Raw genomic sequence first — 21,981 nt, forward strand, 5'->3', positions numbered from 1 at the left:
GTTTTCAGACATAACAATATTGCCATAGCTGTTGGTAAAATGTAAATCAGGATAATGTGCCAGCTCCGGTATAGCCTGAAACCAGTATTTCTTGCTTCTGGGAATTATAATAGAGGAGTTTCGTTCTATAGCTTTTCTCACAAGGTGAAAATTGTATAACTGGCTTACAAGATAATGAGATGAAAAACCATCTTCTTTTAAAAGCTTTTTTTAAAGAGTCTTGAATTTTTTAGAGTGATACGGAAAGAACTGAATTTTAGCTAGATTAGCAGCGACTTTTTCTCTTCCTACTAATGCTATTAAAGGCTTCAGTTTTTGACCCCAGTAGGGAGACTGTTCTTCATATTCCTTCTCAAGGCAGAACAGAGGCCATTGAGGGCAAGGCAGCTTATGTTGAATTTGCTGCATCCACCAGTTTTCATATTTACGATAATATCCTCTTTCTTCCTCCTTCTCATCATATCCCGGATTTAAACCAAGAACAACTACAGGAGCAGTGTGAACATTTCCCATAAATGGGGCTGGGAAAATTGAGCTGTGAATTTTATATTGGCTCGAAACTTTAGTGTTAAATTTCCGAATGATAGATTGTTCTTCTCGTAAGATGAAACTCTGATTATTTTCACCATTAGCTAACTCGATCCACGGATTTAAAGTAGTTTCCATACGTTCTCCTTAAGGATTAGGCTTCCTTTAATCTTTGAATAATTTCTTTTTCAATTTCTAAAGCCCTATCAGGCAATATTCCTAAGTCATCTCTCTCTAGCTCCAGTAACTGACGTTCTTTGTCGCTTATCTCACCATCATCCTCAAGGCAAAATTTTACTTCTTCAAGGTACTGTAGTTCCTCACTGGAATAAGCAGGTACGAATTTTTTAAGAACCTGTTGCTCTAATTCAATTGCTCTTTTCTCGGTAATATTTAGTTTCGCTCTTACACGGTCAAGTATTCTTCTGTCTTCATCCAGAATCTCCCGATTATCATCTACTAAAATTTCTACTCTGGACTGATATTTAATTTCTTCGGCGGTAAGAGAATCTAAGTTATCACTCATTTGTTCCCTTACATTCAGCTTCTCCTGAACAATATCTTGAGATGTTAACTCTGTATTAGTCAGATCACTGCCCTTTTCCTTTAAAGTTTCTATTGGGGCAAATTCAACATTTATTACCCATTCAGTAGTTTCTTTTTCACGGAACATGTGATCCGCATCTATAGAATGTGAAGCTCCTGCTTCTACCAAATAATATTCTAAAGATTGCTGAATACTCCTTTTTTCATTCTTGGTGATCACCTGATTTTGTTCTGTGGAAATTATTTCACTGTGGTTAAGAATGTTGCCATTTACTCTTTGCTCATACAATCTTTGCCATGATGTCTCGTGGGGATACCATACCAGGTTAGAAGGAAGGAAAGGCTTTTTGACCGGAGAAAACGTTTGTGTTCTGGAAATATGCTTGAAGTTTTGAGACTGTAATTCCTTCTTACTGGAATACTCATTAGTTGTTTCCGATTCTGCAACTAAAGTATTAATCTTTAATCCGGTTCTGCCGGAAATTTCTCCCACTTCTCCTAATTCTCCACCTCTTTTATTAACAATGGAAATTTTAGTTGCTCCCAGGGATTGAAGAAAATAAGAAAACTCCTGAAACCGATCCATGAAAAGATTTTCTTCAAAAGTTGAAACAGGAATATAGACATCAGCATTATATGGATGACCTACATAAAGTTCTTTACTAATTGGATGTCCCACAGGAAATTTTAAAGCAGGTAATTTGTCTTTAAGGATTACTTTAAATTCTTTTGAAGATAAATCTGCTTGCTCATTATCTACAAGAATTAATTTTCTGCTCGAATAATTTAATTTTAAAAAGTTTTTTTGAAGTTGCAAATTAGCCGCTCCCACTTTCGCTCTGAATAAATTTACCTGGGCATAATCCGAATAATTTTTTAAAACTCCCGAATAAGCTGTCACAGCTCCATATTCCTGGCCTGATTTTAACAGTATATCTCCTTTTGTTTTTAAGACATCAATGGCAAGATTGTCATCAGTAATAAAACCTTCTTCCAGATGATGTTCACAACACTTAACTTCTTCTAAAGCATTATCAAATTTATTTTCTCTGAAAAAATATTGCGCGCGCAGCAAATGAATGTTATTAGAAAAGTCGCCGTCCTCACCATAACATTTTAAATACTCACTGGATGTTTGTTCGAAGGATTTTGTATCCCCTTCCTTAAGTGAAGCCTTAACTTTTTCAAATTTATCTTGATCTTCATTTTGAAATAATTTAGCAATCTCCGTTAATAGAGCGGCGAAATGATTTCCAAGATTACTATCTGATAAAAGACTTGGTAAAATATCATCTTTTTTAAATTGAAAATTCCTACTTGGATCAGAGCTACTATACACAAAGTCGAATTTATTTCCGTAATAACGTACTTCTTGAATCTTGTCCCATCCCATTTTAAAATATTCATCCAGATCAGAATTCTTAAATGAGAAGTATTTATCAGTTATAACACAACTAGAATGAACAAAACCTAATAAGGAACCGACTGAATGAAAATAGACTTTTTGTCCATACTCAATAGTATGGTTTTTAATCAATTTGTTTAACTTTTTTTCTGGTATGTTCGGATAGAAGTAGGCGTCGGATACTTCTACAAACCTTGGCTTATATTTTTTTAAAATTGATTTTATTGAATTTTCCATTTCTAATATTATGATTTAACTAGCTTCAATTCTTAATTTCCTAACGAAAATTTCTAATCTACTGAATGATGAACAGACTTGATCCCATAAAAAAACAAACGAAATTCCTGAGATATTTAGGGATATATCCGTGATAAATTTCGCTGAGAGATCCTAAGGAAGGGGCTTAAAATCGTGTTAAATATAAGCTAATATATTTAATTAAAGTAGGAAAAATCCTCTTCAATATTTTAAGAAGTTGAGTAGTTTTAAAGTCTAAGAAATTTAACAATTGAAATTCCCCACATCCTGGGCGGTATGCGCTAATTTGAGAAAACCGGCATCTATCTCGAGTATCTGCTGTTCAACCTGCCCGGCACCCGGCAGAATTGGAAAGTAAGAATTCCACAAAAGGGTATAGCGATATTATACAATATTCATTATACAATTTAAAACGTCAGCTTTTGTCGCTACCTCTCTCTATCTTTAGTCAAATAATTATTAGACAATAAACCTTAAACCTTAATTCTTCATGAGCCGTTTCCTCACCAAATCCCGTTTTAAACAAGCCCTGGAATGCCCTAACAAGCTCTTCTACACCAAAAAAGAGGAGTACGCTAACAGCAAACTGGAAGATCCCTTTTTAGAAGCTTTAGCCCAGGGCGGTTTTCAGGTGGAGGAACTGGCACGGCTGCATTATCCTGATGGAATTCTGATCGAGAACAACGACTGGAAATATGAGCTTTTGGCTGCGCAGACAGAAGAACTGCTGCGGCAGGAGAACGTGGTGATTTTTGAAGCGGCTTTTAAATTTGAAGCGTTGTTCATTCGCACGGATATCCTGGTGAAGCGGGGAAATGAGATCGAGCTGATAGAGGTCAAGGCGAAGTCTTTTGATCCGGAAGATGAAAATCTACTGGTGGGCAAGCGCGGAGGTTTGAACGGTAGTTGGAAACTTTATTTGTTTGATGTGGCTTTTCAGAAGTATGTGATCCAAAAATGTCATCCTGAATGGAAAATAAAGTCCTACCTCATGTTGGCCGATAAATCGAAGGAGTCTCCCATAGAAGGTCTTAATCAGCTATTCAGGATCAGTAAGACAGCAGAGAATCGCACAGGAATCACGAAAAAGATGAACAGCCTGGACGAGATTGGCGGCAGCGTATTAGGCAAAATAAACATAGATAAGATCCTCGATGAAATAGAAGCAGGAAAGCACCTGTGCTATGAGAACCTGAATCTGGAACAAAGCATCAAGATTTTTTCAGAGCATTATGCCGCCGATAAGCTTTTCAATTCTCCTGTCTCCTACTCCAACTGCAAAGGCTGTGAATTTCAGGCCACAGAAGAAGAACTGGCCGCAGGCAAGAAGTCCGGCTTCAGGGAATGTTGGAGCAGTCAAATGGGATGGACAGAAAAGGAATTTGCTAATCCGGTGATTTGGGAGATTTGGAAGCTACATTACTTAAAAGGTCCAAAGCTTTTCAAAGATGGGAAATATTTCTTCCAGGATCTCAATGAAGATGACATAGGAGTAAGACCCGAAGCGGGAAAGCTTTCTCCTTCAGAGCGGCAGTGGATACAGGTAGAGAAAACCAGGACCGGAGACAGCGAACCTCATATTTTAAAGGAAGAGCTAAGGCAGGAAATGAGCAACTGGAAATATCCACTCAACTTCATTGACTTTGAAACCAGTGCCACTGCCCTGCCCTTTAATAGAGGTCGGCGGCCTTATGAGCAGGTGGCGTTTCAGTTCTCCCATCACACCGTAGACGAAGCCGGAAATGTAAAGCACGAAAGCGAATATATCGACTTCGAGCCCGGGAACTTTCCCAACTTTCAATTTGTGCGGGAGCTAAAAAAAGCCCTGGAAAAGAATAACGGCAGCATCTTTAAATACGCGGCTCATGAAAACACGATCTTAAACGTCATTTTTCAGCAGCTAAAGGAAAGTAACGAACCGGACAAAGAGGAACTGCAGGAATTTATAAAATCCATCAGCCATTCTACAGGAAACGGTCCGGAGGAATGGTGTGGAGAAAGAGACATGATCGATTTGTGTGAGGTGGTGAAGCATTATTATTACGACCCGCACATGGGCGGCTCCAATTCCATTAAAGCCGTGCTGCCGGCAGTGCTAAACTCCTCTAAACACCTGCAGCAGAAATATTCAATGCCGTTGCAGGAAATCGACCTGAGCTCCATGAATTTTGATTCCGGACACGTATGGCTACAAATAGAAAACGGCAAGGTTTTGAGTCCGTACAAGATGCTCCCACCCCTCTTCGCCGACTGGACCGAAGAACAACTTGATGCCACAGTTTCAGGTATGCAGGACATTGCCGACGGTGGTGCTGCCCTAACCGCCTATGGCAAACTACAGTACACGGACATGCCGGAGGAAGAGCGCCTGGCAATTAAGCAGTCGCTCCTTAAATACTGCGAATTGGATACGCTGGCAATGGTGATGATTTGGGAGTATTTCAGGGAGGTTGTAAGCCTGTAGTCTTTCTTAGCTCAACCTCCTTTTAACACTATCAATTGCTTTTAGAACAAACAGAACAGCAAAAAATTGATATATGATAGAAAATAGTGCAATAGAAAAGCTACTTCTGGTCCAGGTAACAAAAAATGTCCAAATCCAAAGGATAAAAGCAGCGATTAACCACACAAATAGGGATCCATCTCCTGTATCAAGCATAACAGCAAAAGTGAGGCAAAAAAGGGACGCCACCCCTCTTATAATTACTCCAATTCCAAATATGTTATGATCATACTTCTCGAGTGCCGTATTCCATAAATAATAGCCAAGCCATAGGAATGCGAGGATACTAAGGATTATTCCTATAATTATTAGTGCTGTCATTTTTTTTGTTTTTTGCTACTCATTATTTCATATAACTTTAAATTTTCTTTTTTTACCATATTGGGAAGGGCAAAGAAAACTTGTATAGCCCAAGCTATGAATATGGTAGAAAGTATTAACATTACCACAATATCCGCGATCTCGGTTTCCGTATCATCAATAACCCCGAAGAGAGTTAATGTGGCAGAAAGAAATGCCATGGCACATAGCCAGTACAAGAGCTGGTATACCCATTTATTGAAGTAAGCATAAGGAGCCTGGAAAAAAAAGCATAGATATGCCACTGATAATTTGTGGGATTCTGCCTTTAAAATTTTTGTATTCATACTGTCGTTAAAATTCGGTTTAATTTAATTTTTTATAATCCTGGACGCTTGCAGGAGGTCGTCTGCCGTTGTGGCTTCGTTTAAGCTACTCCCGACGGTTTCTGCCTCCTGCCGGTCTTTCTCAAATCTAATCTTCAAGTCGTCCATCGCTCTCTCGAATTCTACGATGAATTCCTGATCCAGCCTCTTGTTCAATTCCGCAAGAAAATTGGTTTCGGCCTTTATTTCCTGAGTTCTGAGAATACTGAGAAAAATTTCCGACCCCAGGTCCACCAATCTTGCAGCTTGAATATCATCTAGTTTTGAATGCCGGGAAATTTTGTTAGTCAGATGGGTCCTTACTTTAGCATATTGTTCTGCTATGATCTGCTGTTTCTTCTCCCCAACAAAATTGCTGATAATTTCTCCGGTAAAAGCCATCTCTGTAAATTTCAGCAGCTCGATCTTCACCTGCATTTTCTCATGTTTATCAAACAGGTAAGAAACGGATTCATTGGAAACTCTCGGCATGGTGGTAGCTGGAATTCCTGTAGTGCCTTCAGAAAGTGAACTCCCATTAAGGATCCCCTGCGCCTGCACTTTGACCAAGTCCTCCTGAATACCCCTGGACATCAAATTTCTTGAAGCTTCGGAGATCTTTCGAATGTTCTTTTCCAGAGATTCCAGCTGCGGTTCGAAATTGCCTATTTTGATACCTTGCGCCTGTATATTCGCTTTGTTGGCTTTTCGAAGTTCTTTTATTGTCTCCAGCCGGTTTTGCATTTCAAAAATAAGCTGATTGTACTTTTCTATGGTTTCTTCTTCCAGTTTTATGGATTCGACGTAAGAAAAATAGGTTGACCTCACAGGCTGTGTAATTGTTTCCCATTTGGCCAGATGTTTCTTGTACATGCCTGTTGCCAATCCAAAGGAAAGCTTGTTGTGAATATCTTTGGGAGGATCTGGTTTAATAGAATTCACATAATCATATTCCTCCTGAATTTCGGCAATTAACTCCCTATATGCTGTTATTTCCTCTGCACAAACCTGTTGCCCTTCCTTTTTGTCTTCGATCTCCAGGTGGATACGTTTTTCTTCTACAACCAGCTTCCTGTTCTCCTTACTCAATTCGGCAATATTTCCACCTTGCACTAATTGAGAATAGGTATCCTTAATGGTGGCATTATAGATGCCGTTGGCCTGTATAATAAATTTCCTGGCTTCGGGAATCAGGATGACCTTCAGTCGGTTATAAACTTTCTGTAAACGCAACAGGTCCACGGCTATTTTCTGGGCATCTTCTTTAAGGCCCAGCTTCATCTTTTCCACATCCCTTTTAATGGCAGCCACCGTTTCTTCGGCATTCTTTCTGGTTTCCATTATTTCCAGAGCAGCATCGAAGGCAAATCCTATGGCGGCAGTGGCTACTTGCCCCTTAACATCTGCTTTTGAAGCATAACCTTTCCTTTTCATCGTTTTGGAATATCGTTTCAGGGCCTTATCGGCATGCTTTTCTCCGGCGCGTTTTATGTTACTCATACCAAGCTTATAGGCTTCCTGAAAAACCTCGAAACTGTTGTGTAAGGTATTATATGCAAGATCAATATCCCTCAGTATTCTGCCGGTCTCGACATACTCAACTTTGGAAAAATCAAACAGTTCCGGATGAGCTTCCTTCTTGTCTTCCCCTATGATGTCAAACAGTAATTCGGTCACATCATTTCGGAACCGCCCCAGTTCATTCCGCAGGAACTTAAAATCCTCGATGAGTTGTTGGTTCTGTTCTTTTGCCCAGTGATAATACGCAACGAGGTTTCCGTAGCCCTCCAAGACCTTTTTCCCGTAGTTAAGGTTATCGTTCACCTTGGTTTTTCCGGTAAGGGAGAAGTTGTTTTCGGGAACAAGACTTTCTATGGCGGTCTTCATATCGGTTATTTCCGCAACGGAATCTGTATCGCCTAATGCTACCATTTTCCTGTCCAGGATATCGCTGATCTGGCTAAATTTATTGAGGTTTACCATAACCTCGCCCGAGCAGGTGAGGCTCAAACTCACGTCCGAGATACTCTCCGGATCATAGACAGGTCTGTCGGTAAGATTGTTTCGGAAGCTCTCTGCTATCGCTTTTTGTAACACCGGAGAAGGAGTTTGCAGATAGGTTTCTTTTACCAAAGAATTCACAATCAATCCGTCAGTAAGGTGCAAGCCGGAAATTTTGGAGTCCAATTCCTTCACCAGATGTCGTCGGGTCATATATTGATCATTCTGGCTTAGCCGAATGGCCACCTCCTGAATCTCCTCAATTATACGAGGCAAGAAGACCCGGTTCTCTCCTAAAGTTAGTTCGTCAAGATTCATAGTAAGAGTTTTGGGCTAGTTGTTATTGGATATTTTTGTCCACGAATGGTGAGAAAGTGAAGCAGGGGAATTTACAGGTCTGCATCTTCCAAGAACTGTCATTTTAGAAATTAGAGTGTCGTTTTTTGTTATTCCACAAGTTCTACATTGGTAAGTTGCCATTGTTTCTGGTTTTATTGGGGTTAATAAGAATTTTTCTAAATCTAAATTTTCTGTTAAAGCAAAACAGGCCGGTTTAGTAAACGTGTGGATATGGAATGTAATCGTAAGAATTATCTTATCAAAATAACGAGATGCCTCTGATTCGAACCGATTTATAGGTGCTTTATCGTAAGACTAACAAAGTTTTAGAGCTTCATCACAGCCTCATCTAAACCCCACCGCCTTCCGCTGCGGACTCTTATACTGTTCTTCTTCGCTTATGTTGTAGATATCTGCCAGGGTCATCTCTTCACTTGTAGAGTAGTTTCTGTTCTGTTCTTGCAGTAGAAGGTTTGCTTTTTCAGCAGTAAGGGCTTTAAATTCATAAGCCGATTTTAATCGGCCTTTACGCTTCAGGGCCGGATCAATATTCTCGACATTCGTATTAAAAGTTGCGATGATTTGAATGTTGAGGGATTCTCCCAAAATACCGTCGGTGATATTGAGGATCATCGCCAAATTGGAATTTCGTTGCTGGCCACGTGAGACTATGAGCTCTTCGGCATCCTCAATGACCAGAATACAGTTTGCATTATCCTTCAAATATTTGGTCATGGCAATATTATCCAGGTTCTGTGCCATCTGTCCGGGGAGAAACACGATCTCTTTTTTTACGAGTCCGCACAAATACCTGATGTAGGTGCTCTTTCCGGTTCCCGGTTTTCCGTAGAGCAGGTGGAGCCCGCTTTTGTCCTTCTCCTGCAGGATCTCCAGGATCTTGTAATGAAAAACAGAGAAATCGTTATTATAGCTTTTCCTGAGATCGAGACTGGGTTTATTAAAATCAATTTTTTTATTGTCAAATCCATGGGGCTGCATGATGATCAGGTTGATATATGCCTTGTCGGGTTTTTCCTTCCTATACCGCTTTATAAAATCCAGCAGTTTAGGCAGCAGAGTTGTATGTTCATTCTGAAAATATACAATGACTTCATCTTTCTCCTGCTCCAGCATGATCTTTTGCTGCAAAAATTCGGGTTCTTGATTATTTCCGTAGTTCATGATTTTTCCGAGTTGGTTTGGTGTTAGGAAATAAAAAAATTCCGCCCCGGTTTACTTTTTCGTTACCCCTACATCACGAAGAAGCAGTGACCGAAGCGGATTTACTTTTTGATTCTGTGATCCAAAAATGAAAATGGACAGCGCCAAAGGATGACGCTAAAACTTTATTTGTAAATTTCCAAAGCCTGCTGTAACTGTTTCATAATAGTTTTCTTTAAATCAGCAGGCTCTAACACCTTCACCTGATCCCCAAATGAAAGCAGTTCCATTCGAAAATCATAGGTAGGCCTGATGAAATATCTGAACCTGATCTCCCTGTTATTTTCCAGAACCAGCTCCTGACTGTGATGCAATGGGAGCGATTCCACGTACCGGCCTTCCCTGGGAGTAAAAGAAAGAATTACTTCTTCTGCCTCTTCATCGGTTCCATTGATGATGCCAAAACTGTCTCTGAATTCCCGGTGAACATCATATGCTACAGGAGGAAATTTATATTTAGAAATGACTAAATTTCTTATTCTGTCCAATGCGAAGTTTTTCACCCTTTCCCCATCCAAGAATCCACTTCTTCCGGATTCCCCAGGATTTTGCGTTTCTTCGAGCTTAAGTTACTTTTCAATCCGTGCAGGTAAAGAATGTTCATAGTTGATTCTCTTGGTTACGGAAGTAAAGAAAAATAAATATAGCGACAGATTATGTCGCGCGAGAAGGCAATTAGATTTATTTAGTAGTATGAGGATTAAAATGACACTAATATTATGTGATTTTCTTACTTTTATACTGCATTATCAGTTAAGCAATTATTAGTAATAATATGTAATGACTAAATATTTGGTAACATTTTATCATTTTTTTTCAACATGTTGCAATGGCCGTGTACCTAGATTACACCTCAAAATCTGCTAATCCCGCAGCCTGCTCGAAAAGATAACTTCTGTATTGGAAAGTAATAAATTCAGAATAAATTTTTCTTAATATTCTTATCGGGTGACTTCAAAAATATGTGGTGAGATTATTAAAAGAAGTTTTTTGTAACCCTCAATCCTATTCCGGCGTTAGATGATTCAGAGGAGTGAAGATCGGCTCCAATCTGTACGTTCACATCTACATATCTCTGCCAAACATTTGCGTCAAGGTACATAGATATAATTCGTTCGATGGGTTTGGAGGTACCACTTTTAGCACCATAATTTCCACGATAACTGGCCAAAAATTTATAAGGATATTCATAAAACGCCGTACCAGTTAACCCTATGTGATGTGCAACAATATTATTATGTGCCACTCTGAATCTATCTTCGTCGAGCATTATGAAAGGTAGCCCTATAATTCTATTTTCATAAGTCCAGCCAGAACGATAAAGATTATTGTTAAAATAATTATCCTTTCCGTCTATAGTTGGATAATTTTTACTCTGATTGCGGGTAAAATAGTATTCATACATAAAAGCCTGTATCCATTTTTCTGGCTCCCTATCAGAAATATAGATACCATAGCGACCGTCCGGAGTATTTCGAAGTTTTATGCCAGAAAAATCTTCAAAAATAGTATTATAGATCAATGAAATATCGAAATGCGAAAATGTGGTATTTAATTGGATTTCATACCCTCCCAGGTGATTTCCCAATCCGTTAATTTCCTGTTCACCTACAAGGCCACCACCTCCTGCGAGGCTACCTCCTGTTATGACTTTTATGTAGTCGTTAAGTCCTGCAGGTAAATCACCATATTCTGAGGACTTTCCACCCCATTGAACGTAATGATGTCCACCTGCTATTAATTCTACATTATCAATTCCAGTATATATTAAATGAAAACTTTTATGATGGATTCGGGGCATTTGAATAAATCTGTCACGTTCTTCCGAAAAAAATTCTTCCCAGGAAGCCTTTACTCCAATTCCGGCACGTTTAAAAAGCATTAAAGGCTTCACCTTAAAACTCAAACCTGGAACTGGTCGTGAATTTAAAGACCATAACACACTTTCATTAGTAGCACTAATTCCTCTAAAAAGTTCATCTCTTTGTTTTCTTCCTGCATATGCTTCAACCCATTTGTTTTCGTAGTTTATAAAAAACTCGTCCAGTTTCATTTCGTCCGAATAACCATCACTGTAAAGAAGTCCAATACCTACAGAAAGAACTCCGTCATTTCGAAACTTGTAGGTTCCTATACCGGTTAACCATGAACTTAAATTAGTTTTTTCATCGATCCTTCCACGTTGATTGGAATGTAGCCAGAAAGGACTTTCTTCACCCGAATAGACAAGACCTTGAGCAGTACCTCTAACTGAGTAATTTATTTCCTGTGAAAAAGCTGCCGAAGCAGACAGCAGTATCAAAAAGGTGAGCTTTCTTATCACATTTTTATTTTGTATCGTAAAAGTAGTATTCTTCTGCTAAAGCCCAATAGACTATGAAATAAAAACATTAATTTTAATCTATAAAATAATTAAATGTTTAGTTTCTTTCAGAAAAAAATATTCCTCAAAGATTACCTTGACGGTTTTATTGATATCCACAACCACGTTTTGCCAGGAATTGACGACGGCGCATCAGATGTAGATACTTCTATTCATCTTTTATATGACTATCAAAAACTGGGAATTCAAAAAATAATTGCCACTCCCCACGTCATGAATGATTACTACGCTAATACTCCTGAAAGTATTAACAAAGCTCACAAACTACTTATGACAGAGTTAAATAAACTTAATGATTTGAAAGTGGAGATAAAGGCTGCAGCTGAGTATATGATGGATCAAGATTTTATGGCCCTTATAGAGAAAAAAGAATTACTTTGTTTAAAAGAAAATATGGTTCTGGTAGAAATGTCTTATTTTCAGCCACCAATAAATCTTAATGAAATTCTATTTCAACTTCAAACTTTACAATACAAACCGGTTCTCGCTCACCCGGAACGCTATGCTTTTCTACATTCTAATTCTCTTAGTAATTACAAAGAACTTAAAGACAGGGGATGCCTCTTTCAGTTAAATGCCCTTAGTCTCATCGGCCATTACGGAAAAAATATGAAAGATATAGCTTTCCGGCTTTTAGAAGAAGAGATGATCGACTTTATAGGTACTGATACACATCAGAAAAGACATTTAGAAAAACTTTCAACAGCCAGCATCTCTTCAAAAAAAGTAGAGATGCTGCGTTCTATAATAGAAAATACAAAAAAAACGTTTAAATTTTAACTTCTTCCGAAGAAACGTTTAATTGAACCGACAAAACCTTTCCTGTCGTCATCAGCACCATATCCATAACCATACCCATAGGAATAACCGTATTTAGCTCCATAAGAAAATTTGGAGTAATCAACATCATTAAGAACAATAGCCAAACCTTTAAGTTTACCTTGTTGTTTTAGATCTTTAGGAAAATCAAGTAATTTCTTTTCGGTGTAACCTGCTCTTACCACATAAAGAGTAGTATCGGCAAGTTGGCTAATAAGAAGGGTATCAGTAACTATCATCGTTGGTGCTGTATCTACAATGATAAAATCATAATTCTCTTTCTGACTTTTCAGTAGTTCCTCCATTCGGTCATTCATCAGCAGTTCTGCAGGGTTTGGAGGTATTGCTCCTGAGAAAATAACATCTACAGGTATATCATCCTGTTTCATTGGCTGAATAACATTTTCAGCTCTAATGTCCATATCATACAAAAAATCTGAAAGACCTTTTGTTTCTAAAGAATTACCAGCAAATTTGTGTAACCTTGGATTACGCACATCTGCTCCAATCAAAAGAATCTTTTTACCTGTACTGGCTAAAGTGCGTGCAAGGTTAAAGGAAATAAAAGTTTTCCCTTCCCCCTTTATTGTTGAAGTAACAAAAAGCACTTCTGCTTTATCTTTATTTCTTGACTGAACCAGATAAGCAAGATTGGTTCTGAGAATCCTAAACGATTCTGCTAATGGGGAACGGTCATTTAATTGTATTAATTCTGCTTCATCTTTCGAGATCTTTGGAATTTCTCCCAAAAATGGAACATGCTTATTCAGATATTGTAAATCACCTTTATGGTGAACTTTGGTGTCAAGAAAATTAATTACAAAAATAATTAGAAGTGGAATTAACAGACCAATTATCCCTCCACCCGTAAGGACCAACCATGGCTTAGGATCTACTGGTTGATTATAGGTAAAAGCTGGATCAATAACTTTAGCTACCGGAGAGGTAGCTGCAAAAGAAATAGCAGATTCTTCACGCCTCTGCAGGAGAAAAAGATAAAGCTGTTCTTTTATTGCCTGTTGACGTTCAATACTTCTTATCCCTTTTTCAAGTCCCGGAAATGAACTAAACTGTCCTTCTGCTCTCTGATCTAACTGATTTAATTCCCTCAATTGAATACGAATAGAACTACGTGTCTGCTCAATATTATTTAAAATATTTTCCCTTAAGGCATCCAATTGATCACTAAGAGTCTGCACAACGGGATTCTGGGTAGTACCAGTTTTTAAATACGCATTCCTCTGAAGCACTAGCTCGTTGTACTGTCCTATGGCAGATCCCATCCCCCCTTGTTCCAATCCGATTCCTTCAGGTAAAAGCTGATAAGGTTTAGTGGAACTAAGCGTGCTTTCAATTCCTTCCAAAATCATGAGTTGGGTTTCCAAAGTGAAAATTTCTTGTTCAGCCATAGTAGATTTGGCCATATACTCACCTGCACTACTTCCCACATCCATAAAGCGATTTTCACTTTTAAAATCTGCTATTCCCCCCTCAACAGAATCAAGCTCCTGGGAAATCAGTTCCAATCGCTGTCTTATAAACTCAGCTGTATTTTCGGCTACCTGCCTTTTATCAGCTACTCCATCGGCATTAAAATGAACCATAAGAGTATTAAGAAAATCTCTGGATTTTTCGGGCACTTCTCCTGTGATGCTAAGTGACAGAATGTCTTTAGCTTTTCCTTGTGGTGTTACGATCATCTTTGAGATATACTCATTGGCTATCGTACGTATGGGACGAACAACAATATTTACAGTATTATTAGCCCCTAAAGAAATTTGATTTGGAGCAATAAGAAAACGAAGCCCTCCCATTTCAAGTGGCTCACCAAATTCATAAATTCCAGAAGAACCATTTTCGGTTTCTAATCGAAAAGTCGTAGCCGACTGGGGTGTAACTAATATATTTAGCGAAGATTCATGAACAACTTTTACATCAGTTAAGAACTCAATTGAAATGGGATTATTTTTATAAGCTTCTACAGCAATAACCTTTCCTTCTATAAAATAGGCAACATTGAAATTTAAATCATCAATCACCTTTTCAACCAAACGTTTGGATTTGAGTGTGACTATCTGATTATCCAGCGAGTTATCATTAATAGCTAAAATTGAAGTACCACCAGAGGGAAGGGCCCCTACCATTCCATTTTTTTCATCACTTAGAATCATCATTGACGCCTCTGTAGTATAGGCAGGAATGGTATAACGGTTATAAAGATACGCAATGAATAGGCCGAGTAAACAGCCGAACACCAGCCATTTCCAGTGTTTCAGATATTTAAATATCTCTGCCTTGAGATCGAAATTGGATTCTTCTTTCTCTGAAAATTCCTGTAATTCTTCCATTAAATGTTATTGAATAATACAAATAAACTAAATGCTGTGGTAACAATAGAAACCAATCCCTGCCAGCTTGTTATAAATCCTGCAGATTTCACTTTGCGATATGTAGGCTCCACATACACAATATCATTTTGTTTCAAATAATAAAAAGGGTTTTGAAAAATATCAACACTGGTGAGATCAAGTATTTCATATTTCAACTCTTGGTTTTCCTGCCTAATGACTAATATTTTATCCCTCTTCCCGTCATAGCTAATGTCACCTGACATTGCAATAGCCTGAGGTACTGAAATACGCTCATCTGTAACATCTATTACCTGACTTCCCGTTTCTCCCATCACAGTCACTTTAAAGTTCACAATACGAACTCTAACTACAGCATCTTTCAAATATTTTTCACGAAGCTCACTACTCAATTCTTCCTGAAGTTCTTCCCTGCTTTTCCCTGCAACATGGAGTTCTCCTAAAACAGGAAAATTTATATTTCCATCGGAATCAACTAAATACCCTGTTAATGCAGCGTTATTACTTCCACCTCCACTACTTTGGTTATTAACATTAAGCTGAAAAGGTGCCGCCAATTCTTCATTCATTGAAGAAACATCAATACGTAAAATATCATTAATTTCAATTTCAGCCTGAAAATCATCAGGGGCAGCCATATTAGGAAGCCGTTCATAATCTTGAAAATAAACAACATCTTTCCTGCTAGAACATGAAGAAATTAATAAGACTGCTAATAATACTATTATGTAATTAGACGAAGTACATTTTATGGACAGAAAATTATAAGATTTAGATATTACCATTGTTTATTTGGATTTTTCTTGGGAAGGATGTTTTACTGGTTCCTTATCTAACTTTTCAAAAGTGGAATTATTGCTCTTAAATTCAGGAACTAGAGCTTTTAGTTCTGCAACAACCTTATCGCTTTTCAATTTTGCGGCCACCCTGATAATTGTTTCTATCGAAAAATTTATTTTTTCATAATTTCCGGGTTGATCAATTGCAATCATGATCTTCTTGTGATGCGTGGGTAAAGTTTTACTTTTATTGCTCAAAAGTTCTTCAAATAACTTCTCTCCAGGCCTAAGACCTGTAATTTTTATACCAATTTGTTTGTTGGGAACAAAACCTGCTAATTTAATCATCTTCACAGCCAGATCCATAATTTTTACCGGCTCGCCCATATCAAAAATAAAAATCTCTCCTCCATTTCCCATTGCTCCTGCTTCAAGAACTAGCTGGCAGGCTTCAGGAATAGTCATGAAATAGCGAATTATATCTGGATGAGTTATAGTTACAGGCCCGCCATTTTCTATTTGCTTTCTAAATAGCGGAACCACAGAACCATTTGATCCCAAAACATTTCCAAACCTGGTTGTTATAAATTTAGTTTGCCCTGTTTCTTTACATGCTGAATGATAAAGAGCCTGCACATACATTTCAGCTGCTCGTTTAGAAGCACCCATAACATTAGTTGGATTCACTGCTTTGTCTGTAGATACCATTACAAAATGTCCCACATTATGTTCCACCGCAAGATCTGCAAGATTTTTTGTTCCCTGAATATTTACAAAAACTGCCTCATGAGGATTCTCTTCCATTAAAGGAACATGCTTGTATGCTGCCGCATGATAAATCACATCTATTGATCTTCTTTTAAAAAGAAGATCAAGCCTTTTACGATTTCCAACATCGCAGATTATACATTTAAAATTTAGATCGGGAAACTTAGACTGAATTTCTAGTTGTAAATTATGAAGTGGGGTCTCAGCCTGATCTAAAATAAGAAGCAACTTTGGCCCATATTCCGCAACCTGCCTGACTATCTCACTTCCGATTGAACCCGCACCACCAGTCACTAATATTACTTTCTCTGTTAGTTGCTGGCGCTTATTTTCCTTGTTTAGCAAAATAGGCTCACGATCTAAAAGATCTTCTATCTGCAAAGATTTAACTTTGTGAGAAACAGACCGCTCATCTTCATAATCGGCCACAATAGGAGCATTAAAAACTTTAATATTGTTTTCCAAACAATCTTCTACGACCGCGAATTTTTCTTCAGCGGTTAAAGTATTTTCAGAAAGAATTAGAGCTGAAGCTTCTAATTTTTGCGCCTCTTCACTTATCTTTAGACCATTATATATAACGGGTTTACCTAAAATCCTGATGTTTCGCCTGGTATTATCATTTGTAATAAACCCCCTTATATCAAAACGCTTTGGATGCTCAATTTCCAAAGCACCTGCTATAGAAATGGCGTTTTCATCGGCTCCAAATACTATAGCTTTCTGCAAACTTTGGCTTCTTTGAGTCCTTTTAAAATATTCATAAACCTGTTTTACTGAAAGTCGAAAAAGAAACAGGAGAATAAAAGACACAAGAAAATAAAAAATAAGACCAGCTACCAGATAAATTTTTTCTCCAATAAGAAAAAAAGTAAAATAATTTATAAACAATAGCGTAATAAACGTGCTAAAGCAAGCGAGCATAATCTTTAGTGCATCCAGATACGAGGAGTGTCTTATCAATCCGGCGTAAGTTCTAAAAACAAAGAAGAAGAAAATATTAACTCCTATTGCAAGAAGCATTCGCTGGGAAAGAGATAGAAAATTATAAAAATGAGAAGTGAGATCCTGTAAAGCTACGACAGTTAAAACATCAGCCATTACAATTATGGCAATATCAATCCCCAAAATAGCCCATCTGGGTAGATATTTAATATTTCTAATATCCAGCCGATTTTCAGAGGCCAAGATTTGCTCAAGGGCTTTATTTAACTTCTTACCCATAACTTTTATTTAGAGCATCTTTGTTTTCAAGAAACTTAAAATAGCATCACTAATCCGTTTTTTTTCTTCTTGACTTAAATTTGAACCGGAAGGGAGACACAAACCATTTTTAAAAGCTGATTCAGCTACTCCATTACCGTAAAACGGAGCATCTTTAAAAACTGGCTGCAGGTGCATGGGTTTCCATAAAGGTCTGCTTTCGATGTTTTCATTTTCTAAAAACAATCTCAAATCCTCAGTTTTAAAAACTCCATTTTCTTCTGATTTGATAACTGTGAGCCAATGATTGCTAAAGTACGTATTTTCGGGCTCACTAAATACTTTTACTCCCTTAACTGTGCCAAACAAACCTTTATAAAATTGATTCATCTCTCTTCGTTTTGATACATGTTCCTCCAAAACCTCCATCTGTCCTCTTCCAATCCCCGCAGCTATATTACTAAGCCTATAATTATAGCCTATATGGCTGTGTTGATAGTGAGGAGCCTCATCTCTTGCCTGTGTCGCCAAGAACACGGCCTGTCGTTTCAATTCTTCACTTTTAGTCACCAGTGCCCCACCTCCCGAAGTGGTTATTATCTTGTTCCCGTTGAAGGAAAGAACAGCAAAATCTCCAAACGTGCCACATTTTTGCCCTTTATAGGAGCTGCCAAGTGCTTCTGCACTGTCTTCAATTACAGGAATACCATAGCGAAGAGCAACTTCATGTACCTCATCTACTTTATAAGGCATTCCGTAGAGGTGAACGGCAATAAGAGCTTTAGGTTTTTTACCTTTTGAAATTCGATCTTGAATGGCTTCTTCCAGAAAAACAGGAGAAATATTAAGTGTTTCCTCTTCACTATCTATAAAGACAGGAGTTGCCCCCTGATATACTATGGGATTTGCCGAAGCGGCAAAAGTAAGACTTTGACAAAGCACCTCATCCCCTCTTTCAACACCTGCTAAAATCAGGGCCAGGTGAAGTGAAGCTGTTCCTGAACTCAAAGCAGCTACATGGATGTTCTCCTTCTTTAAATAACTCTGTAAATCCTTTTCAAATCCATTAACATTGGGTCCAAGGGGAGCTATCCAATTCTGATCAAAAGCCTCACTAATATATTTTTGCTCGCTACCTCCCATATGAGGTGAAGAAAGCCATATTTTTTTTTCACTCATCTTCTTTATTCAATATTTTAATAATCCTACCTGGGTTACCTACCACCGTAGCATTATCTGGTACATCTTCAATTATTACAGCACCAGCACCAATAGTACACCATTTTCCTATTTTTATTCCTGGAATAACAAGGGCACCAATACCTATATGGGTTCCTTCTCCTATTCTAGCACCCCCAGCCAAAATTGCCCCTGGAGAAACGTGTACAAAATCTTCCAAAAGACAATCATGCTCAACCACACATCCTGTATTTAAAATACAATGTTCCCCTAGAATAGCATCAGCATTAATGGTAGCACTAGCCATTATAACTGTTCCTACACCCATCTCAACAGTTTCATCAACCACTGCCTCTGCATGACTTATACCACGATAAAAATTCCCCTTGAGCATTGATGAGATTTTCTTTCGTACCCTATTATTCCCAACAGCGATTATAGTTTTTTTTTTTAAAATTTCCGGAGTTACTTCATGAACTACAGGGTAATCGTAAATCCCTGTTATAGAAGCATTATCATCAATAATATTATGTATTTCTAACAATCTAGAATGTATTAAATTTATGATAACCTTTGCATGACCGCTAGCTCCGTAGATATTCATATCAGTTATTTCCGTTAAAGGGTTCTGTTGTTGCCATATTCGCTGTATTTACACCTTCAGATTTAATTACTTTTAGAAGTGTCCTCCACAAAATTTTTATATCTAAAAAAAAAGAAAGGTTTTCAACGTACCATACATCCAGATCCAGTTTCTTTGTCCATGAAATGGCATTCCTCCCGTTCACCTGTGCCCAACCAGTTATACCCGGTCTTACTAAATGCCTTTTATGTTGCCTTGAGGTATAGAGTTCTAAATATTCAGGCAATAGAGGACGTGGGCCTACCAGACTCATATCTCCTTTTAAAACATTAATTAGTTGCGGAATTTCATCAAGTGATGTTTTTCTTACAAGCGAACCAATCACGGTAAGACGCTGCGCATCAGGCAGCAGCTCTCCATTCCCTCCTCTTTTATCATTCATTGTTTTGAACTTAATTATCCTGAACAATTTTCCTTCTTTACCAGGTCGCAATTGAAGAAAAAAAGGATTACCCTCATTTGCCAGGATCAATAAAAAAGTTAATAATAAGAATACAGGAAAAAGAAAAAAACAAGCTAAAATCGCAACAGAAAAATCAAGAAATCGTTTAAAAAATATTATGTACACAAAACTTTTTTTCAGGGACAAACTAAAGGATTTATAGCTTTAATTAAGTGCAAAGATATGTTAAAATGATCTTTTAAGGTTACGGAAATACGTAATTGTCGTAAAATCGTTAATTCGTTAATTCGAGATTTGCAATTCATTAACTGGTTAATTTGGTATGTTAATTTAGGAAACTTTCATCTGATTACTGAATCATCCTCTCCCCCCACCACGGCGTACAGACTCTCCTTAGAAGAGGGAGCCTATCCTAAATTTTCAACAAAAATTGAACAGCCAACTTCGATTTGCCTGATCCCTGAAAACCGCTTTTTTTAAGTCTCCTTTTTTCGTTTTACCCCTCACCCTAAAGCCCGCCTACCGGCCGGCAGGGGAGCCGAAAAAAGGATTCATCCAGGTTCTTTAATCCTAAAAAGTTCCTCAACCTCAAGTCTATATATTGATTTGGCTCTTGGAGCTTGAAATTTTTGAGGTATCGTCACGGATTACAAATCCGCCCCAACGGTACTCCTTAGTTCCCGGTCTCCAGTCACCTCCTCTCCTAGTCCTCCCGACCTAATCCCGCTTCCTTCATCTGTAACCAGTATTCCTCCAGCAATAGATCCCAAAAAACTTTTCTTTCATACTTTTGAGTTATCACCTCACGGGAATTTGCGGCGAGCTTTTGGCGCAGTTCAGCACTTGTTGCCAATTTCTTCATAGCTAATAAAAGAGCTTCCTGATCTTTTACCGGAATAATTAGTCCGTTCTCATCTTCCCGAATAATTTCATTGCACCCATTAATATTTGTCACGATAGATGGCAACCCCATGGCACCGGCCTGCATCACCACATTTGGAAAGCCTTCTCTATAACTTGGAAAAACAAGCACATCTGCAACAGCAAAATAAGGGCGGACATCGACCTGATAACCTGTAATGACAATTTTAGGATGATTCCTTATCATCTCAAAATTTTCTTCTGTAATAGGATCCAGGTCCTGTTCAAAGGGTCCCACCAGAAGTAGGCTGACATTTTTATTTTCTGAGGCTAATTGCTTAAAAGCCTGCACCAGTTCATTGATCCCTTTATCCCTAACTAATCTGCCGACAAAAATAAAAATCAGATCATCTGAGCAAATGCTTAAAGATTTACGGATTTGCTCCTTTTGTTCTGCCGTAAAATCTTCCGGATTGAAATATTGAGTATTAATTCCGTTAGAACTCCCCTCGCCTAAAACCTTTAATTTTTCTGTTTTAGAAAAGTTTTGATCCAAAATGACATATTTGAGACCTTTCGAGTTTGGATAAATTTTTGTTGCCAGGCTATAGGTAAGCTTTTCAACCTGCTCCAGAATTTTTCTTTTAGTTCCGGTTGCTTCCATCAAAGGCATCCCTGCCACTGTATGCAACCTGATTGGCACCCCGGCCATTTTGGCTGCCATCATACCTACTATCCCGGCTTTAGGAGTGTGGGTGTGAACAATAGCAGGTTTTTCCCTTTTAAAAAACCTGTAAAGTTTAAATAAAGCTTTTAGGTCTTTTGCCGGAGTAATTTCACGGGTCATCTCCACATGAAATGTTTCCACTCCATTGTCAAGACCAAACTTCTCAAGACGACCTTTTTCAGAAGCAACAGCAGTGACCTTGAAATAATCATTCATGAAGGTTAGCTGCCCTTCAAGGAGCTTTTCTAAAGACAGTGGAATGGTGGTAATGCGGATAAGCTTTTGGGACATGAAAAATTTTAGACAAATATAATTTTTCCTTCTGTGGAAAAAAATAAAGGCTGTCAATTGACAGCCTCTTCTATGAAAATTTTAAAGCTA

At 38.1% G+C, this 21,981-nt stretch carries 17 protein-coding genes; 2 read left to right on the top strand and 15 right to left on the bottom strand.

All coding sequences use genetic code 11. The annotated features are described in order from the left end of the window. Nucleotides 1-210 precede the first annotated feature (210 nt). Together OQ279_RS06910 and OQ279_RS06915 are read right to left on the bottom strand one after the other, a co-directional pair. On the bottom strand, nt 211-666 hold the full coding sequence (locus OQ279_RS06910; protein WP_266069132.1) for a hypothetical protein: 456 nt from the start codon (nt 664-666) through the stop codon (nt 211-213). Nucleotides 667-682: 16 nt separating this feature from the next. Beyond that, nucleotides 683-2,716 (bottom strand): hypothetical protein, encoded by a 2,034-nt coding sequence (locus OQ279_RS06915; RefSeq protein WP_266069133.1) that lies wholly within the window; start codon nt 2,714-2,716, stop codon nt 683-685. Nucleotides 2,717-3,227: 511 nt separating this feature from the next. Between OQ279_RS06915 and OQ279_RS06920 the strand changes: the two genes are divergently transcribed. Further along, the gene (locus OQ279_RS06920; protein ID WP_266069134.1) at nt 3,228-5,201 is read left to right on the top strand and encodes a DUF2779 domain-containing protein; all 1,974 of its coding nucleotides are present in this window, start codon (nt 3,228-3,230) and stop codon (nt 5,199-5,201) included. A 6-nt stretch (nt 5,202-5,207) separates the two neighbouring features. Here OQ279_RS06920 and OQ279_RS06925 read toward each other — a convergent pair whose 3' ends face one another. The 6 genes from OQ279_RS06925 to OQ279_RS06950 all read right to left on the bottom strand — a co-directional run bounded on the left by OQ279_RS06925 (nt 5,208) and on the right by OQ279_RS06950 (nt 11,789). Further along, nucleotides 5,208-5,561: a hypothetical protein gene (locus OQ279_RS06925; RefSeq protein ID WP_266069135.1), complete on the bottom strand. Its 354-nt coding sequence runs from the start codon at nt 5,559-5,561 to the stop codon at nt 5,208-5,210. Further along, on the bottom strand, nt 5,558-5,887 hold the full coding sequence (locus OQ279_RS06930) for a hypothetical protein (RefSeq protein WP_266069136.1): 330 nt from the start codon (nt 5,885-5,887) through the stop codon (nt 5,558-5,560). Before OQ279_RS06930 ends, OQ279_RS06925 begins: the two co-directional genes overlap by 4 nt. A 24-nt stretch (nt 5,888-5,911) precedes the next feature. Continuing rightward, entirely contained in the window at nt 5,912-8,224 is a 2,313-nt protein-coding gene (locus tag OQ279_RS06935) for a hypothetical protein (RefSeq protein ID WP_266069137.1), read from the bottom strand. A gap of 366 nt (nt 8,225-8,590) precedes the next feature. After that, a complete protein-coding gene (locus OQ279_RS06940; RefSeq protein WP_266069138.1) occupies nt 8,591-9,427 on the bottom strand; it encodes an AAA family ATPase in 837 nt (278 codons plus the stop codon). A 164-nt stretch (nt 9,428-9,591) separates the two neighbouring features. After that, complete coding sequence (locus OQ279_RS06945; RefSeq protein ID WP_442476010.1) at nt 9,592-9,954, bottom strand: helix-turn-helix transcriptional regulator; 363 nt, start codon at nt 9,952-9,954, stop codon at nt 9,592-9,594. A 488-nt stretch (nt 9,955-10,442) separates the two neighbouring features. Beyond that, entirely contained in the window at nt 10,443-11,789 is a 1,347-nt protein-coding gene (locus OQ279_RS06950; protein WP_266069140.1) for a capsule assembly Wzi family protein, read from the bottom strand. Between the two features lie 93 nt (nt 11,790-11,882). Here OQ279_RS06950 and OQ279_RS06955 point away from each other — a divergent pair, with 93 nt between their 5' ends. Beyond that, nucleotides 11,883-12,629, top strand: coding sequence for a tyrosine-protein phosphatase (locus tag OQ279_RS06955; protein WP_266069141.1), 747 nt, complete (start codon nt 11,883-11,885; stop codon nt 12,627-12,629). Here OQ279_RS06955 and OQ279_RS06960 read toward each other — a convergent pair. The 7 genes from OQ279_RS06960 to OQ279_RS06990 all read right to left on the bottom strand — a co-directional run bounded on the left by OQ279_RS06960 (nt 12,626) and on the right by OQ279_RS06990 (nt 21,891). Next, nucleotides 12,626-15,016 (bottom strand): GumC family protein, encoded by a 2,391-nt coding sequence (locus OQ279_RS06960; RefSeq protein WP_266069142.1) that lies wholly within the window; start codon nt 15,014-15,016, stop codon nt 12,626-12,628. The two genes, OQ279_RS06955 and OQ279_RS06960, sit on opposite strands and share 4 nt — an antisense overlap. Continuing rightward, nucleotides 15,016-15,822, bottom strand: a complete 807-nt coding sequence (locus OQ279_RS06965; protein WP_266069143.1) for a polysaccharide biosynthesis/export family protein — start codon at nt 15,820-15,822, stop codon at nt 15,016-15,018. Before OQ279_RS06965 ends, OQ279_RS06960 begins: the two co-directional genes overlap by 1 nt. Nucleotides 15,823-15,825: 3 nt before the next feature. Next, entirely contained in the window at nt 15,826-17,313 is a 1,488-nt protein-coding gene (locus OQ279_RS06970) for a polysaccharide biosynthesis protein (RefSeq protein WP_306419752.1), read from the bottom strand. A gap of 504 nt (nt 17,314-17,817) precedes the next feature. Continuing rightward, nucleotides 17,818-18,966, bottom strand: a complete 1,149-nt coding sequence (locus tag OQ279_RS06975) for a DegT/DnrJ/EryC1/StrS family aminotransferase (RefSeq protein WP_266069145.1) — start codon at nt 18,964-18,966, stop codon at nt 17,818-17,820. Next, nucleotides 18,959-19,570 carry an acetyltransferase gene (locus tag OQ279_RS06980; RefSeq protein WP_266069146.1) on the bottom strand — a complete coding sequence of 204 codons (612 nt, stop codon included), beginning with the start codon at nt 19,568-19,570 and terminating at the stop codon, nt 18,959-18,961. Before OQ279_RS06980 ends, OQ279_RS06975 begins: the two co-directional genes overlap by 8 nt. A 1-nt stretch (nt 19,571) precedes the next feature. Then, a complete protein-coding gene (locus tag OQ279_RS06985; protein WP_266069147.1) occupies nt 19,572-20,177 on the bottom strand; it encodes a sugar transferase in 606 nt (201 codons plus the stop codon). A 538-nt stretch (nt 20,178-20,715) separates the two neighbouring features. Further along, a complete protein-coding gene (locus OQ279_RS06990) occupies nt 20,716-21,891 on the bottom strand; it encodes a glycosyltransferase family 4 protein (protein WP_266069148.1) in 1,176 nt (391 codons plus the stop codon). Nucleotides 21,892-21,981 lie beyond the last annotated feature (90 nt).

Origin of the sequence: Salinimicrobium profundisediminis (assembly GCF_026241755.1) — a bacterium.
GTDB classification, from domain to species: Bacteria; Bacteroidota; Bacteroidia; order Flavobacteriales; family Flavobacteriaceae; genus Salinimicrobium; species Salinimicrobium profundisediminis.

Bases quoted from the DNA above. Each gene is read 5' to 3' on its own strand.
- OQ279_RS06910 (WP_266069132.1), bottom strand. From the start codon at position 666: ATGGAAACTACTTTAAATCCGTGGATCGAGTTAGCTAATGGTGAAAAT.
- OQ279_RS06915 (WP_266069133.1), bottom strand. From the start codon at position 2,716: ATGGAAAATTCAATAAAATCAATTTTAAAAAAATATAAGCCAAGGTTT.
- OQ279_RS06920 (WP_266069134.1), top strand. From the start codon at position 3,228: ATGAGCCGTTTCCTCACCAAATCCCGTTTTAAACAAGCCCTGGAATGC.
- OQ279_RS06925 (WP_266069135.1), bottom strand. From the start codon at position 5,561: ATGACAGCACTAATAATTATAGGAATAATCCTTAGTATCCTCGCATTC.
- OQ279_RS06930 (WP_266069136.1), bottom strand. From the start codon at position 5,887: ATGAATACAAAAATTTTAAAGGCAGAATCCCACAAATTATCAGTGGCA.
- OQ279_RS06935 (WP_266069137.1), bottom strand. From the start codon at position 8,224: ATGAATCTTGACGAACTAACTTTAGGAGAGAACCGGGTCTTCTTGCCT.
- OQ279_RS06940 (WP_266069138.1), bottom strand. From the start codon at position 9,427: ATGAACTACGGAAATAATCAAGAACCCGAATTTTTGCAGCAAAAGATC.
- OQ279_RS06955 (WP_266069141.1), top strand. From the start codon at position 11,883: ATGTTTAGTTTCTTTCAGAAAAAAATATTCCTCAAAGATTACCTTGAC.
- OQ279_RS06960 (WP_266069142.1), bottom strand. From the start codon at position 15,016: ATGGAAGAATTACAGGAATTTTCAGAGAAAGAAGAATCCAATTTCGAT.
- OQ279_RS06965 (WP_266069143.1), bottom strand. From the start codon at position 15,822: ATGGTAATATCTAAATCTTATAATTTTCTGTCCATAAAATGTACTTCG.
- OQ279_RS06975 (WP_266069145.1), bottom strand. From the start codon at position 18,966: ATGAGTGAAAAAAAAATATGGCTTTCTTCACCTCATATGGGAGGTAGC.
- OQ279_RS06980 (WP_266069146.1), bottom strand. From the start codon at position 19,570: ATGAATATCTACGGAGCTAGCGGTCATGCAAAGGTTATCATAAATTTA.
- OQ279_RS06990 (WP_266069148.1), bottom strand. From the start codon at position 21,891: ATGTCCCAAAAGCTTATCCGCATTACCACCATTCCACTGTCTTTAGAA.